This is a genomic window from Gordonia shandongensis DSM 45094 (assembly GCF_000423025.1).
Taxonomy (GTDB): Bacteria; Actinomycetota; Actinomycetes; order Mycobacteriales; family Mycobacteriaceae; genus Gordonia; species Gordonia shandongensis.
Window position 1 is genome coordinate 13,884 of the sequence record NZ_AUHE01000010.1, and the last position, 14,475, is coordinate 28,358.

15 protein-coding genes and 1 tRNA gene are annotated in these 14,475 nt (G+C 68.9%); 8 read left to right on the forward strand and 8 right to left on the reverse strand.

Annotated elements, in window-relative coordinates; translation table 11 throughout:
* The first annotated feature begins 2 nt into the window (after positions 1 to 2).
* From murI to G528_RS0109855, 5 genes are all read left to right on the forward strand, one after another.
* Positions 3 to 836, forward strand: a complete 834-nt coding sequence (gene murI / locus G528_RS0109835) for a glutamate racemase (protein ID WP_084638142.1) — start codon at positions 3 to 5, stop codon at positions 834 to 836.
* 105 nt (positions 837 to 941) lie between these two features.
* A complete protein-coding gene (locus G528_RS0109840; protein ID WP_026918817.1) occupies positions 942 to 1,715 on the forward strand; it encodes a cyclic nucleotide-degrading phosphodiesterase in 774 nt (257 codons plus the stop codon).
* Between the two features lie 62 nt (positions 1,716 to 1,777).
* Positions 1,778 to 2,536 carry a ribonuclease PH gene (rph, locus tag G528_RS0109845; protein ID WP_026918818.1) on the forward strand — a complete coding sequence of 253 codons (759 nt, stop codon included), beginning with the start codon at positions 1,778 to 1,780 and terminating at the stop codon, positions 2,534 to 2,536.
* Positions 2,533 to 3,159 carry an RdgB/HAM1 family non-canonical purine NTP pyrophosphatase gene (gene rdgB / locus G528_RS0109850; protein WP_026918819.1) on the forward strand — a complete coding sequence of 209 codons (627 nt, stop codon included), beginning with the start codon at positions 2,533 to 2,535 and terminating at the stop codon, positions 3,157 to 3,159. Before rph ends, rdgB begins: the two co-directional genes overlap by 4 nt.
* A complete protein-coding gene (locus G528_RS0109855; RefSeq protein WP_026918820.1) occupies positions 3,156 to 3,446 on the forward strand; it encodes a DUF2470 domain-containing protein in 291 nt (96 codons plus the stop codon). The genes rdgB and G528_RS0109855 overlap by 4 nt, the downstream gene beginning before the upstream one ends.
* A gap of 12 nt (positions 3,447 to 3,458) precedes the next feature.
* On the opposite strand, the gene G528_RS0109860 is transcribed toward G528_RS0109855, so the two are convergent.
* The 3 genes from G528_RS0109860 to G528_RS0109870 all read right to left on the reverse strand — a co-directional run bounded on the left by G528_RS0109860 (position 3,459) and on the right by G528_RS0109870 (position 4,522).
* Positions 3,459 to 3,809, reverse strand: a complete 351-nt coding sequence (locus G528_RS0109860; RefSeq protein ID WP_026918821.1) for a DUF3817 domain-containing protein — start codon at positions 3,807 to 3,809, stop codon at positions 3,459 to 3,461.
* Between the two features lie 46 nt (positions 3,810 to 3,855).
* Positions 3,856 to 4,263 carry a hypothetical protein gene (locus tag G528_RS0109865; protein ID WP_026918822.1) on the reverse strand — a complete coding sequence of 136 codons (408 nt, stop codon included), beginning with the start codon at positions 4,261 to 4,263 and terminating at the stop codon, positions 3,856 to 3,858.
* A 177-nt stretch (positions 4,264 to 4,440) separates the two neighbouring features.
* Positions 4,441 to 4,522: transfer RNA gene (locus G528_RS0109870), tRNA-Leu, on the reverse strand.
* A 167-nt stretch (positions 4,523 to 4,689) separates the two neighbouring features.
* Here G528_RS0109870 and G528_RS0109880 point away from each other — a divergent pair.
* Positions 4,690 to 6,195, forward strand: a complete 1,506-nt coding sequence (locus tag G528_RS0109880) for a DUF7782 domain-containing protein (RefSeq protein ID WP_026918823.1) — start codon at positions 4,690 to 4,692, stop codon at positions 6,193 to 6,195.
* A gap of 111 nt (positions 6,196 to 6,306) precedes the next feature.
* Here the strand turns inward: G528_RS0109880 and G528_RS0109885 are convergent, their stop codons facing one another.
* Positions 6,307 to 6,972 (reverse strand): lysophospholipid acyltransferase family protein, encoded by a 666-nt coding sequence (locus G528_RS0109885; protein ID WP_026918824.1) that lies wholly within the window; start codon positions 6,970 to 6,972, stop codon positions 6,307 to 6,309.
* A gap of 61 nt (positions 6,973 to 7,033) precedes the next feature.
* Here G528_RS0109885 and G528_RS0109890 point away from each other — a divergent pair, with 61 nt between their 5' ends.
* Positions 7,034 to 7,567, forward strand: coding sequence for a TetR/AcrR family transcriptional regulator (locus G528_RS0109890; protein ID WP_051198638.1), 534 nt, complete (start codon positions 7,034 to 7,036; stop codon positions 7,565 to 7,567).
* Between the two features lie 10 nt (positions 7,568 to 7,577).
* Here the strand turns inward: G528_RS0109890 and G528_RS0109895 are convergent, their stop codons facing one another.
* From G528_RS0109895 to G528_RS0109905, 3 genes are all read right to left on the reverse strand, one after another.
* Positions 7,578 to 8,810: a trans-sulfuration enzyme family protein gene (locus G528_RS0109895; RefSeq protein WP_035719671.1), complete on the reverse strand. Its 1,233-nt coding sequence runs from the start codon at positions 8,808 to 8,810 to the stop codon at positions 7,578 to 7,580.
* Positions 8,788 to 9,996, reverse strand: a complete 1,209-nt coding sequence (opgC, locus tag G528_RS17125; protein WP_245569738.1) for an OpgC domain-containing protein — start codon at positions 9,994 to 9,996, stop codon at positions 8,788 to 8,790. The genes G528_RS0109895 and opgC overlap by 23 nt, the downstream gene beginning before the upstream one ends.
* Positions 9,997 to 10,057: 61 nt before the next feature.
* Positions 10,058 to 11,845 (reverse strand): AMP-dependent synthetase/ligase, encoded by a 1,788-nt coding sequence (locus G528_RS0109905; RefSeq protein WP_026918827.1) that lies wholly within the window; start codon positions 11,843 to 11,845, stop codon positions 10,058 to 10,060.
* A 142-nt stretch (positions 11,846 to 11,987) separates the two neighbouring features.
* On the opposite strand from G528_RS0109905, the gene G528_RS0109910 reads away from it, so the two are divergent.
* Positions 11,988 to 13,736, forward strand: a complete 1,749-nt coding sequence (locus G528_RS0109910) for a DEAD/DEAH box helicase (RefSeq protein WP_026918828.1) — start codon at positions 11,988 to 11,990, stop codon at positions 13,734 to 13,736.
* 42 nt (positions 13,737 to 13,778) lie between these two features.
* Here the strand turns inward: G528_RS0109910 and G528_RS0109915 are convergent, their stop codons facing one another.
* Entirely contained in the window at positions 13,779 to 14,387 is a 609-nt protein-coding gene (locus G528_RS0109915) for a TetR/AcrR family transcriptional regulator (RefSeq protein ID WP_026918829.1), read from the reverse strand.
* Positions 14,388 to 14,475: the final 88 nt, after the last annotated feature.

Consider the following 14,475-nt stretch of genomic DNA (forward strand, 5'->3'; position numbering starts at 1 on the left):
GGATGAGCGTGCAGGGAGCCGAGACGCCGGACTCGGTCGGCGTGGGCACGGGTCCCGTCGGGATCTTCGACTCCGGTGTCGGCGGCCTCACGGTGGCGCGCGCGATCATCGACCAGCTGCCCGATGAGGACATCATCTACATCGGCGACACCGCCAACGGACCGTACGGGCCGCTGACGATCCCGGAGATCCGGCGGCACGCGTTGTCGATCGGCGACGAACTGGTGCGCCGCGGCGTCAAGGCGATCGTCATCGCCTGCAACACCGCGTCGGCGGCGTGCCTGCGGGACGCCCGCGAACGCTATGCGCCGATCCCGGTGATCGAGGTGATCCTGCCCGCGGTGCGCCGCGCCGTGGTCGCGACGAAGACCGGACGGATCGGGGTCATCGGCACCGAGGCGACCATCGCGTCCCGCGCCTACCAGGACTCGTTCGCGGCCGCCCGCGACGTCGAGATCACCGCCGTGGCGTGTCCCCGGTTCGTCGACTTCGTCGAGCGGGGCGTCACCAGCGGTCGGCAGATCCTGGGATTGGCGCAGGGGTACCTCGAACCGCTGCAGGAGGCCGACGTCGACACGGTGGTGCTCGGGTGCACGCACTACCCGTTGCTCTCGGGCGTCATCCAGCTGGTGATGGGCGATGAGGTGACCCTGGTGTCGAGTGCGGAGGAGACGGCGAAGGACACGTTCCGGGTTCTGACGGAACGCGACACCCTGCATCCGCACTCGGGACGCCAGGCGCGCCGATTGTTCTCCGCCACAGGCGATCCCGAATCCTTCCGAAAACTGTCGACACGATTCCTCGGGCCGTCGGTGGGGCATGTCGAGCACGCATGAGCCACCCGCAGTGGCACGGACCATAGATCTCGATGCCCATTCGCCGTGGTCACATGCCGACGGTTCGATTCCTGGGGCCGGTCGCGACGTGGCAGAGTGGGGCACATGCGGCTGACAGTGTTGGGGTGTTCGGGGAGCGTCAACGGTCCCGGTGCGCCCTGCTCCGGATACCTGCTCCAGGCCGACGGCCACCCGCCCGTCCTCATCGACTGCGGACACGGAGTGTTCGGCGAGTTGCAGCAGCACGCCGACCCCAACGAGATCGCCGTCCTGCTCAGCCACCTGCACGCCGATCACTGCATGGACCTGCCCGCCATGCTCGTGTGGCGCCGGTGGGCCCCGACACCGGCGGCCGCCCGCAGCCTCCTCTACGGACCGGAGGGGACGGCCGTCCGGATCGGCGCGGGATCCTCCGAGTACCCGGGCGAGGTCGACGACATCACCGACACCTTCGACGTCCGCGAGTGGGCCCACCGTGAGACCGTCACCGTTCACGGACTCCAGATCGAACCGTTCCGCGTGAACCATCCGCCGAGCACCTTCGGTCTGCGCGTCACGGGCCCCGACGGGGAGGTCTTCGCCTACAGCGGCGACACCGGCGTGTGCGACGAGGTCGTCGAGTTGGCGCGCGACGCCGACATCTTCCTCTGCGAGGCGTCGTGGACCCACGCCCCCGGGCAGCGTCCGGAGGCGCTGCATCTGTCGGGCGTCGAGGCGGGTGAGGTGGCGTTGAAGGCCGGCGCCCGATCGTTGGCGCTCACCCACATCGTCCCGTGGAGCGACGCCGACGCGATCCTCGGCGAGGCGTCCGGCGTCTACCCCGGCCCGCTGCAACTCGTCCACCAGGGGCAGATCATCGAGGTCCGGCCGCCGCTGTAGAACGGCGGCTCGCTCGCGGAGCGGCGGGCGGCGGTCCCCACGGGTCCAGTAGGGTTGGACCCGTGACTTCACGAGCAGACGGCAGGGCCGACGACGAACTCCGGCCCATCGAGTTCACCCGCGGCTTCACCTCCCACCCGGCAGGATCGGTGCTGGTCGAGTTCGGGAACACCCGCGTCATGTGCACCGCCAGCGTCACCGAGGGGGTGCCCTCCTGGCGCAGGGGATCGGGACTGGGCTGGCTCACCGCCGAGTACTCGATGCTCCCGGCGGCGACCCATGAGCGGTCGAAGCGCGAGTCGGTCCGCGGAAAGATCGGCGGGCGCACCCACGAGATCAGCCGGCTGATCGGCCGCTCGCTGCGCGTGTGCATCGACCTCGCCGCCCTCGGCGAGAACACGATCGCCATCGACTGCGACGTCCTGCAGGCCGACGGCGGCACCCGCACGGCGGCGATCAGCGGTGCCTACGTCGCACTCGCGGACGCCGTCACCTACCTGCGCGCGGCCGGTAAGCTCGCCGACCCGCAGCCGCTGTCGTGCGTCATCGCCGCGGTCAGCGTCGGTGTCGTCGACGGTCGCGTGCGACTCGATCTGCCGTACGAGGAGGATTCGCGCGCCGAGGTCGACATGAACATCGTCGCCACCGATGCCGGCACCCTCGTGGAGGTGCAGGGGACGGGCGAGGGCGCCACCTTCCCCCGTGCGACCCTCGACAAACTGCTCGACGTGGCCGAGACCGGGATCGCGGATGTCGTCGCGGCGCAACGCGAGGTGCTCGCCGGGCCGTACCCGGGCGAACTCCCGGGCGGGACTGCGTGACCGCCACCGTTCTGCTGGCCAGCAACAACGCCAAGAAGCTCGACGAACTGCGCCGCGTCGTCGCGGCCGCGGGCATCGACGGACTCGAGATCCTCGGACTCGGTGACGTCGCGCCGTACGCGGAGCCGATCGAGGACGGCGCCTCCTTCGAGGACAATGCGCTGATCAAGGCGCGTGCCGCGATCGCGGCGACCGGACTGCCGTCGCTCGCCGACGACTCCGGTCTCGCCGTCGACGCATTGAACGGCATGCCCGGTGTGCTGTCGGCGCGATGGAGCGGCGGCAAGGGCGATGACGCCAACAACGACCTGTTGCTGGCCCAGCTCGCCGATGTGCCGGACACCCGTCGCGGCGCCGCCTTCGTCTCGGTGTGTGCGCTGGTGACCCCGGACGGCCCGCCGATCGTCGTCCGCGGAGAGTGGCGAGGACGGCTCGTGCGTGACCGTCGCGGCACCGCCGGATTCGGCTACGATCCGCTGTTCGTCCCCGATGACGACGCGGCGGGCGGGCGCACGTCCGCCGACCTGTCGGCGACTGAGAAGGACTCGCTGAGTCACCGCGGGAAGGCGCTGGCCCAACTGGTGCCCGCGCTCCGCGACCTGGTGGAAGGAACCCCGAGATGACCACGTTCGACGACACGGTGATCGCCGCCGTCACCGGACACATGAACGACGATCACACCGACGACAACCTCACCATCGTGCGGGCGTTCGGCGTGCCGGACGCCACCGCCGCGACCATGGTGGGCCTCGACTCGACGTCCGGGACGTGGTCGGTCACCGTCGACGGAGCCGAGCGGACCGTCGAGATCCCGTGGTTCGAAGAGCTCACCGACCGCGCATCGATCCGTCGTCAGGTGGTGGAGCTGTACCAGGAGGCGGCGCGGCGGCTGGGTTCGGCGGACGCCTGATCGCGGTCGCCGTCAGGCGAGGTCGAACTGTCCCTGGACGTCCCTGGTCCGGATGTGCTCGAAGTAGAACGACAGGAACGGGATGGTGCCTGCGATCGCGGTGAGCAGCAGCTTCCCGAGCGGCCACCGGACCTTGATCGACAGGTCGACGGTGCAGATCAGGTAGACGAAGTAGATCCATCCGTGCGCGATGCCGACCCAGCCGTAGCCGTCGACGTCGAAGCCGTATTTGGCGATCATCTCGGCCACGAGGAGAAGCAGCCACACACCGGTCACCCACGCGAGGACGCGGTAGCGCAGCAGTGCGCTGCGCACCCGCTCGGTGGAGGCGACGGGGGAGGCTGTCTGATCGGGGTCGGTCACGGCTGAGTCTTCCTTTTGTGCGGAGGGGCGGGGAGCGGACGCTGTGTCAGCGGTCGGTCTTCGGGTTCTCGTCGAGTTCGGCGAGGTAGCGGTTGTACGCGACCAGGTCGTCGTCGGGTGCTCCGTCGGCGATCGCCGCGACCGAGGGGTCGTCGGCGCGGGGACGCTCCGGGAGGATTCCCGCGGGGATCTCGGTCGGCTCGGTGCGGGTGCGTCGCTCGATGTCGGGGTCGGCCTCCATCACCACGAAGCGGCGATAGGCGTAGACGAAGGCGACGGCGAACGCCGGCCACTGCAGCGCGTACCCCAGGTTCTGGCCCGTACCGGTTGCGGACTCGAACCGGTCCCACTGCCACCACGCCATGCCGAGGCACACCACGGCCGCGACCGCCACCAGAACGATCAGCGCCGGCCGGTGCCGCCGCTTACCGGGAGAGGGGAGAGGTTGATCCACACTGTCGAAGGTACCTGGTCGGGTGCGGTGACCGGCAGCCGCGACGGGGCCCGGGGCTGTGCCGTTCGCCACGGACGGCGGCCGGTCTCGCCGGGCGGCGGTGCAGATCGGTGCGCCCTCCGGCTTGTTACTCGAATTCAGCGGGCGCACTCCGGCCGGAGGTCGGCAATGTGACGGTGCGCGAGGGGGGACTTGAACCCCCACGTCCGAGGACACTGGAACCTAAATCCAGCGCGTCTGCCGATTCCGCCACTCGCGCGTGCAGTGTCACTGTAGCGGGGACACCGTATCGGGCGACGGCGGCGCCCGCCGACGCGCTCCGATGCTACTGCGGCACGGGATCGTCGGGCCGGGGATCATCGGGCGGGCCGTCGCCCTTCGCGCCGATGAAGTGGACGATCCGGCCGATGCCGATACGCTCACCGGGTGACTCGTCATCCCTTGGACACACCGGACCTCGTCGACGCTCTGGGCGCTGGACTGCGCGCCGTCGCCTACACCTCGGAGGGGATCGCCGCTCTGCTCGGCGAGGAGGCGAGTGCGGCGCTCGTCGACGGCGTCTGGTGGCCGGCGCTGAGGCGGACGCGTCGAGCCGACGATGCCGCGCTGTCGACTCTGATCCGGTTGTTCCTCCTGGGAGCGACGGAGCCGGTCGACGCCGTCGCCGCCGCTCTGCCGGCAGTCGGTGTCGCGGCACTTCTCGACCAACAGGTGATCGAGACGGCCGACGGCGGAGTGCGGGCCGTTCTCGACATCCGGCCGCACGGCAGCGATTCGGCCGATCACCTCGTCGTCGCGGACCAGGATGCGTCGATGCGTCCGGGGGCGGTCCGCCGCGATCATGTGCTCGGTATCGGCGGAGCGTCGATGTCGCTCGCTCGGGCCGTCATCCGGACCCCGGTCGGTCGGGCGCTCGATCTGGGTACGGGGTGCGGCGTTCAGGCGCTGCACCTGGCGTCGCACTGCGCGGAGGTCGTCGCCACCGATACGAACGAGCGGGCCCTCGCGCTTGCCGCGGCGACCGCGCGGCTGAACGGACTGTCGTGGGATCTGCGGTCGGGCAGCCTCTTCGAGCCCGTCGCCGGCGAGACGTTCGATCTCATCGTCTCGAATCCGCCGTTCGTCGTCGGCACGGGCGCGCAGGACTACGTGTACCGCGATTCGGGGATGGTCGGGGACGGTGTCAGCGAAGCCCTCATCGCGGGGATCGCCGATCATCTGGCGCCGGGCGGTGTGGCGCAGATTCTCGCGAACTGGGCGGTCCGCGACGTCGACGCCTGGGACGAGCGGGTCCGCGGATGGGTCGAGGCCACTGGACTCGACGCCTGGGTGGTCCAGCGGGAGCTCGCCGACCCGATCAGCTATGTGTCGTTGTGGGTGTCCGACGCCGGTGAGTCCGTCGTCGACGCCGCCGAGCGCGGTTCGTTGTGGCTGGACTGGTTCGAGGAGCAGGGGATCGTCGCCGTCGGCATGGGGTCGATCACCTTCCGCAAGCCCGGCGCGACGGAACCGGAGCGTGCGCCCGACGTGGTGATCGAGGAGATCACGGCGGCCGGCCAGGAGGTCACGGGCTTCGAGGCCCAGGCGTTCTGGAACCGTCGGGACTTTCTCCGCCGGAACTCCGATGACGATCTCCTCGCGGCTCGCCTCTCCACGTCGCCGGTGTTCCTGGAGTCGCAGTCGCTGCCGGGGGACGACGGCTGGCAGCAGGTGAGCGCCGCGGTGACTCGGCCGGGGGGACCCGGGGCGGTGCTGCCCGTCGACGAGGTCATGACGGCGTTGCTCGCAGGCTGCCGCGGCGAGGTCCCGCTGGGTGCGCTGGTGTCGTTGATCGCCGACTTCCACGGTGTCGACGGCGACGCCCTGGCCGCCGTCGCGATGCCCGCGATCCGCGAAGCCGTCGGCCGGGGGATCCTGTACCGCGCCGAGTAGGGCCGAGTGCGCGTCGTTCCGGCCCCGCGTCGCTGAGATCAGGATGTAGAACGTGGTCCGACGGCAATATGCGGTCGGTGACCTGTATCGGTACTGATCTCAGCGGTGGTCCTACGCCGTGGCGGAGCGGGTGCGCGGTTGGGCGTATACGTCGACGTATGGCACGGCGCCGAGATCGGCGATCCCGTGCATGAGGTGGTCGGTGGCGGTGCGCACGTCCCCGGATCGTCGCAGTAATGCACGAGCGGAGACGGGCCGCCCGATCGTCACCGTCACAGGGCCGCGAAACAGGCGACGTGGACCCGGTGGATTGACCTCGTGAGTTCCGGCGATGTGGACCGGGACGATGGAGCAGTCGGGGACGCGGTCCGCGACGCGCAGCGCGCCGGTGTGTCCTCGGTGGACCGAGTGGTCGGGAGAGCGCGTCCCCTCGGGGTAGATCGCCCAGGCGCCTCCGTGATGCAGGAGCCGGGTGGCCGCGTCGAGAGCGTCGGGGTCGCCCGCGCGGTCTACGGGGATCTGTCCGGTCCAGGAGAAGAACGACCGGGATGCGATGCCGCGAAGTCCTGGTGCGCGGAAGTATTCGGCCTTCGCGAAGAAGGCGAGTCGCCGGGGAGATGCAAGCGCGAGGACCAGGGAATCGACCTCGGCGTGATGGTTGGCCGCGACGATGAGCGCGCCCCTGTCGGGGATGTTCTCGATTCCGTCGACACGGATATCGAGGTAGCGGCGCAGTGCGGGACCGATAGCGATGTGCTTGGCCAGTGGATACAGCATGGGATCCTAATGTAGACAGTGTCTACTGGCATTTTGACCAGACATTCTAGACACTGTCAACATGACGAGCGGGAGCCGAGCGAAGGGCGCCGACACACGAAGGCGTCTGGTGGCCGCCGGGGTGGCGATCGTGGACGATCGCGGATTCAGCGCGGTCGGGGTGCGGGCGGTCGCGGCGCGCGCGGGAGTCTCCCACGGTGCCCCTCGACGGTACTTTCCGACGTTGGCCAGTCTGCTCGCCGCGATCGCCGCCGACGGTGTCGCGGACCTCGACCGCAGCCTCTGGGCCGCAATGCGTCATTCGGTCGGCGACGCCGCGGCCGCCTACTGGGCGTTCGCGCATGATCGGCCGGGAATGTTCGAGCTGATCTTCCGGCACGATCTCCTCGATTCCGCCGGCGGTGACCTGCGGTCGACGACGGGGCCGTGGTTCTCCGCTCTCGCCGAGGCGGTCGGGAGCGCCGAGCGGGCAATGGCCTGCTGGGCAGCAGTTCACGGGCTGTGTGTACTCGAGGCGACCCGTGCGCCGGAAGCCGTCGGTGTCGTCGTCGACGAATCGGTGGTCCGGAGGGTGGCCGAGGGGTTCTCGGTATGAGCGGTGGTTCCTACGCCGTGGCGGAGTCGAGGGCGGCGGCGAGGTCCGCTTTGAGGTCGTCGACGTCCTCGAGTCCGACGGAGAAGCGCAGATGCCCGAAGGCTCGGAAGCCCTCCGGATAGGCGGCGACGCGGGGACCGGAGGTGCCCACGTGGACGATCAGCGACTCGTCGTGGCCGACGGACACCGCGGAGGTGATGACCCGCAGGTCGTTGACGAAGCGGTTCTGCAGCTCGGCGGTGTCCTCGCCGTCGCGCGGCTTCAAGGCGAACGCCATGATCCCGCCGTAGCCGCCGACACCGCGACCGGGGTCGCCGAACTGCCTGCGCGCCAACTCGTGTTGCGGATGACTCTCCAGCCCCGGATAGGCGACGTAGGCGATGCGGTCGTCGGCCTCCAGGAACCGCGCCAACTCGAGCGCCGTCTCCTGGTGCTGCCGGAGACGCAGCGGCAGAGTCACCGAGCCGCGCATGATCAGCCACGCATTGAACGGCGAGATGACGCCGCCGACGTCGACCATCGCCTCCGAACGGATGGGCGCCACGAGACCGGCACGCCCGACGACGGCGCCGCCCATCGCGTCCCCATGACCGTTGATGTACTTCGTCAACGAGTGCACCACCAGCCCCGCACCGTCGTCGAGCGGGCGATACAGCGGCGGCGGGGTGAACGTCGAGTCGACCATCAGGATGATCCCGTGATCGTCCGCGATCCGAGCGAGCGCCGCGATGTCCGCGACCTTCGTCGTCGGATTGGCGATCACCTCCGTCGCGATGAGCACGGTGTTCGGCCGGATCGCGGCGCGCACCGCGTCGTGATCGGCGACATCGACGAACGTCGCCTCGATCCCGTACTTGCGGGGCAGCAGCGACGTCCACAGCTTGTAGGTCGCCTCGTAGGTCGTGTCGGAGACCACGACGTGATCGCCGACCGACACATGGGCGAAGAACACGGCGTGCAACGCCGCGACCCCCGACGCCAAGGCCACCGCATCCTCCGCGTGCTCGAGCCGACGAAGCTTGTCCTGCAGCGCGATCTGATTGATGCCCGTGTTCCGGGTGTAGGTCAGATGCTCGGGATTCGACCAGTCCATCGTCGACGGATCGTCGGGCAGGTGGTACGAGTTCGCCATGATGATGGGCACGCGGATCGCATTGCCCTCGCCCTCGGCGTGATTGCCGCCGTGGACGCTCAGCGTCCGATCACCGATCGACGCCGCATCACGCTTGTCCGGTCGTGCCATCTCCACCAGTCCTCCGTTCTCGAATGATCATCGGCCGTCGACGGATCGCGGTCGCCAGCCGCAGCGGCTGCCGGTGCAGCTTGTCGATGCCGAACCGGGCGCGGGCCTCGGCCCACACCCAGCACACGATGAACACCGACACGGCGACCGCGACGGCGACGCCGGGACTCCACGGGCGATCCACGATCAGAACCGGCACCGCGAGAAGCAACGCCGCCTGCAGGACGTACGAGTCGAGACTCCGCGCGCCGGTCATCACCAACGGCCGGAGGACATCGCGACGCATCCAGCGTAGGACGGATCGGAACACGCCGTACACGCAGGTCACCACAAGGAACGACAAGACGGCCCGCAGGACGCCGAGATCGACCTTGTCGACCATCATCACCCGATGACCGCGGAACAGGTCGAGAGCCAGGATGTCGCCGACGGCCAACCCCGCGAGCATCGTGACGACCAGCAGGCCCACCAGCCACCGGTCGATGCGCTCCGGTAGGCGCCACTCGTCCCACCGCCATCCGATGACGACGGCCGGGACGAAGAGGATCTGCCATGCCGCCCAGTTCTGGATCGGCGGACCGTCCGGAAACGATTCGAGCGTCATCCAACTCGTGCCGCGCGTCCCGGTAGGCCACAGGAGGGTGGCGCCGAACAGGGCGACCGACGCGCCGACGACGAGCGGCCACAGACGGCGAGCCAACAACGGAAGGATCAGCACCGCCGACGCCATCAGGAGCAGGTAGAGCAGCAGGATGTTGCCGCCGCTCGGCAGGTACGACATCGTGGCCGACCAGCGAAGCCGTGTACCGAGATCGACATCCGGGGGCAGGACCGCCAAGGCGCGGAACCTTCGCGGCGCCACGGTCTGGGCGACGGCCACCGCGATGAGGGAGATCGTGAGCTGGCAGACGTAGAGCACCGCGATGCGACGCATCAGCCTGCCCATCGCGTAGCGGAGTCCGTGACGGTCGATCCACCGTCGGTAGACGATGCCCAGGACGAGGCCCGACAGCAGGACGAAGGCGCTCATCCCATCGACGTACGGGTACAGGTGGGTCGGTGCCGCCGCTACCGTGCCGCCCGCGAAATGCAGGCTGATCATGCTCCAGATCGCCAGTCCGCGGGTGGCGTCGATCGCCAGATCGCGTCCCGGACGCAGCGCCGGTCCGGAACGTGCGCGACGCACCGGCGCTGCGGCCGGTGCGTCGCGGGTCAGGTCATCGGGGATGCCTACGCTCCCGCACCCGTCAGGTGTAGAGATCGGCGATGGCCTGCTGGTACGTCTCGTGGATCACGTTGCGCTTGAGTTTCAGCGTCGGCGTGAGCTCACCGCTCTCGATCGTGAAGTCGGTGTCGAGGATCTCGTACTTCTTGATGGCCTCGGCCTTCGAGACGGTCTTGTTGGCGTCGGCGATCGCCGCGTCGATCTCGCTGCGGAGGTCGGCGTTCGCGATGATCTCCGACATCGGGGTGTCGGTGGGCAGGCCCTTGCGCTCCAGCCAGCCCGGCGTCGCCTCGGGGTCGAGGGTGATGAGCGCGGCGATGAAGGGCTTCTTGTCACCGACGACCAGGCACTGGCTGACCAGCGGGTGGGCGCGGATGGTGTCCTCGAGCTGTGCCGGCGAGACGTTCTTTCCGCCCGCGGTGACGATGAGTTCCTTCTTGCGGCCGGTGATGAACAGGTACCCGTCCTCGAGGCGGCCGATGTCACCGGTGTGGAACCATCCGTCGCGGATCGAATCGGCGGTGGCCTGCTCGTTCTGCCAGTATCCGGTGAAGATCATCGGGCCGCGGAGCAGGATCTCGCCGTCCTCGGCGATGCGCACCGAGACGCCGGGGACGGGCCGACCGACCGAGCCGATTCGGCTGTGCTCCTCGTTGTTCGCGGTGACGGCCGCGGTGGTCTCCGACAGGCCGTAGCCCTCGTACACCGGGACGCCCGCGCCGCGGAAGAAGTGGCCGAGCCGCTCGCCGAGCGGTGCGCCGCCGGAGATCGCTCCCTCGCATCGGCCGCCGAGCGCGGCGCGCAGCTTCTTGTAGACGAGCAGGTCGAAGACCGCGTGCTTGGCCTTGAGTGCGATCCCGGCGCCGCCGCTCTCGACGGCGCGGCTGTACTCGATGGCGGTGTCGACGGCCTTGGCGAAGATCTTCCCCTTGCCACCGTCGATCGCCTTCTGCTCGGCGGTGTTGTACACCTTCTCGAACACGCGGGGCACCGACAGCACGTAGCTCGGTTTGAACACGTCCAGGTCGGCGATGAGGTTCGGGATGTCGTTGGTGTGGCCGAGGATGACGCCGTTCTCCACGCAACCGACGGCGACGACGCGGGCGAAGACGTGCGCGAGCGGGAGGAACAGGAGCGTCGACTTGCCCTCCTCGAGGCCGTTGCCGACGGCCTCGGCGGTCGCGGCGGTCTCCGCGAGGAAGTTCTCGTGCGTGAGCACCACGCCTTTGGGGCGGCCGGTGGTGCCTGACGTGTAGATCAAGGTGGCGGCGTCGGACGAGCGGGCGCCGGCCTCGCGTTCGTCGAGTGCCGAGTCGGGGACGTCGGCGCCCCGCTTGCGCAGATCGTTGACGGCGCCGTCATCGATGACGAGGGTCTCGCGGATGGCCGAGGCCTTGGCGATGACGTCCCGGTGGGCGGCGCGGTTGGCCGCGGTCTCGACGATGATGAGCGAGGTCGCCGAGTCTGTGAGAATCCACTCCACCTGATCGGGCGACGAGGTCTCGTAGATCGCGACGGTGGTCGCTCCCGCACGCCAGATGGCGTAGTCGAGGACGGTCCACTCGTAGCGGGTGGAGGAGAGCAGGGCGACGCGGTCGCCGGGGTTGACCCCGGAAGCGATGAGCCCCTTGGCCACGTCGTCGATCTCGGTGGCGAATGCGCTGGCGGTCACCGTGATCCACTGTCCGGAGTCGGCTCGCTTCTTGAACAGTGGAAGTGTCGGGCGCTCCTTGCGGTACCGCTGGATGGCGCTGATGGTCGTGGCGTGCTCATCCACCGTGACGGTGGATGGAGTCGTGAACTCCTGCATTCGTGACGTCCCCTTGTGATACGGATTCCGGGATTCGTCTACCCGAATCCCGCGATTCGAACACTACCTCACAGCTCGGTGAGGCACGTCACAGGGCCTTCGGGGGGTAGAATACCTACCCGATGACTACGAATGTCCGCCGATGAGCGATACAGACAACAGCACTTCCACCGACTCGTTCGGCGGGTTCGGAATAGATGACCGCGTACTGAAGGCGATCGACGGGCTCGGCTACGAGTCGCCCTCACCGATTCAGGCGGCGACCATCCCGCCGTTGATGGACGGCCGCGACGTGGTCGGCCTCGCACAGACGGGAACCGGCAAGACGGCGGCCTTCGCCATCCCGATCCTCACGCGGCTCGACGCCTCGGCTCGCAAGCCTCAGGCGCTCGTGCTGGCGCCGACCCGCGAGCTCGCCCTCCAGGTCTCGGAGGCGTTCAGCAGCTACTCGGCGCACATGCCCGAGGTGAAGATCCTCCCGATCTACGGCGGCCAGAGCTACGGCATCCAGCTGTCGGGCCTGCGTCGCGGCGCGCAGGTGATCGTCGGGACCCCCGGTCGCGTGATCGACCACCTCGACAAGGGCACGCTCGACCTGTCTGAGCTCGAGTACCTGGTGCTCGATGAGGCCGACGAGATGCTGACGATGGGCTTCGCGGAGGACGTCGAGCGGATTCTCGCCGACACCCCCGACCGCAAGCAGGTCGCCCTGTTCTCGGCGACCATGCCCGCGGCGATCGGACGACTGGCTCGCAAGTACCTGGACAATCCCCAGGAGGTGACGGTCAAGGCGAAGACCGCCACCGCCCAGAACATCACCCAGAAGTACCTGCAGGTGTCGCATCAGCGGAAGCTCGACGCGCTCACCCGGGTGCTCGAGGTGGAGCAGTTCGACGCGATGATCATCTTCGTCCGCACCAAATCGGCGACCGAGGAGTTGGCCGAGAAGCTGCGGGCCCGCGGACTGAGCTCGATGGCGATCAACGGCGACATGGTGCAGGCGCAGCGTGAGCGGACGATCAACCAGCTCAAGGACGGGTCGCTCGACATCCTCGTCGCCACCGACGTCGCGGCCCGCGGTCTGGACGTCGATCGCATCTCGCACGTGGTGAACTACGACATTCCGCACGACACGGAGTCGTACGTGCACCGGATCGGTCGTACCGGCCGTGCCGGACGGTCCGGGACGGCGTTGCTGTTCGTCTCACCCCGTGAGCGTCACCTGCTCCGCTCGATCGAGCGGGCGACACGGCAGCAGCTCGAGGAGATCGACCTTCCGAGCGTCGACGATGTGAACGCGCAGCGCGTGGCGAAGTTCGCGGACTCGATCACCGAGAACCTCGCGTCGGACAACCTGGATCTGTTCCGCGGGCTGGTGGAGAACTACGCCCGCGAGCACGATGTGACGATGGCCGACATCGCGGCGGCGCTGGCGTTGGAGACTCGTGACGGCGGCTTCCTGATGGCGCCCGATCCGCCGAAGGGGCAGCGCGGCGACCGCGCTGAACGGCACGACAGGGCGCCGCGCGGCGGCGGGCATTTCGCGACGTACCGCATCGCGGTGGGGCGTCGGCACAAGGTGTCGCCGGGAGCGATCGTCGGAGCCATCGCGAACGAGGGTGGTCTGACGCGCGGCGATTTCGGCAACATCAGCATCCGGGACGACTTCAGTCTCGTGGAGCTCCCCAACGACCTCGACTCCGAGACGCTGGCACTGCTCAAGCACACCAAGATCGGCCGCAACCCCATCGACCTGCGTCCGGACATGGGGCCGCCGCGGGGGCGCGGTGGTGCTCGAGGCGGGCCCGGTAAGGGCGGTTACGGCAAGCGTGGTGACAAGTTCGGCAAGCGGCCCGCGCGGGTCGCGGGACGCGGCCGCGACCATCGCTGACCGTCGCGGTCGCGACCAGCGCTGACCGTCGCGGCCGAGTCCTCACGGAGTCGAGGCTCGATCGTCCGCGTCGATGATCGCCTGTACGCGGCTCCCGTAGTCGGCGACGAGCTGCTCGACGTCGAGGTCGACGAAGGCCGGTGCCCGGACCACGTAGCGCATGGTGGCCAGGCCGAAGAGGCAGCTGGTCAGCACGCGCACGGTGGGTGCGGACAGGCCCGTGATGCGGCCGATGTGCGGGAGCATCTCGTGAGAGGTGAAGTCGCCGAAGGCGGTCGCGGTCCCCTCGTCGCCTGCGGTCGACCGCAGCATCGCTCGCAGGGCCGGACCCGAGGAGTCGGTCTCCCAGAGGCCCAGGAATGCTGAGACGAGGCGTTCGCCGAGCCGGTCTCGGGGTCCGCGGGCGGCATCGGCGACGTGCGCGACGGGGTCGGTCGGCACCTCCATCACCGCGGTGAACAGCCCGCGTTTGCTGCCGAAGTAGTAGGGGATCAGGGCGACGTCGACGCCGGCCTCGGCGGCCACCGCGCGGATCGTGGTGCGACTGAAGCCGTGTTCTCCGAACAGTGCGCGTCCGGCGGCGAGGATGTCGGCGCGGGCCGTGCTGTCCCCGCCGCGTCGGCCCCGTCGCGGTTCTGGCTGTTGCTTCACGGGTCGATCGTAGCTAATTCAACGACCGTTGACATCTGTGGAAGTGGCGCATATCTTGGCGCTCAACGATTGTTGAAATACTGAATCC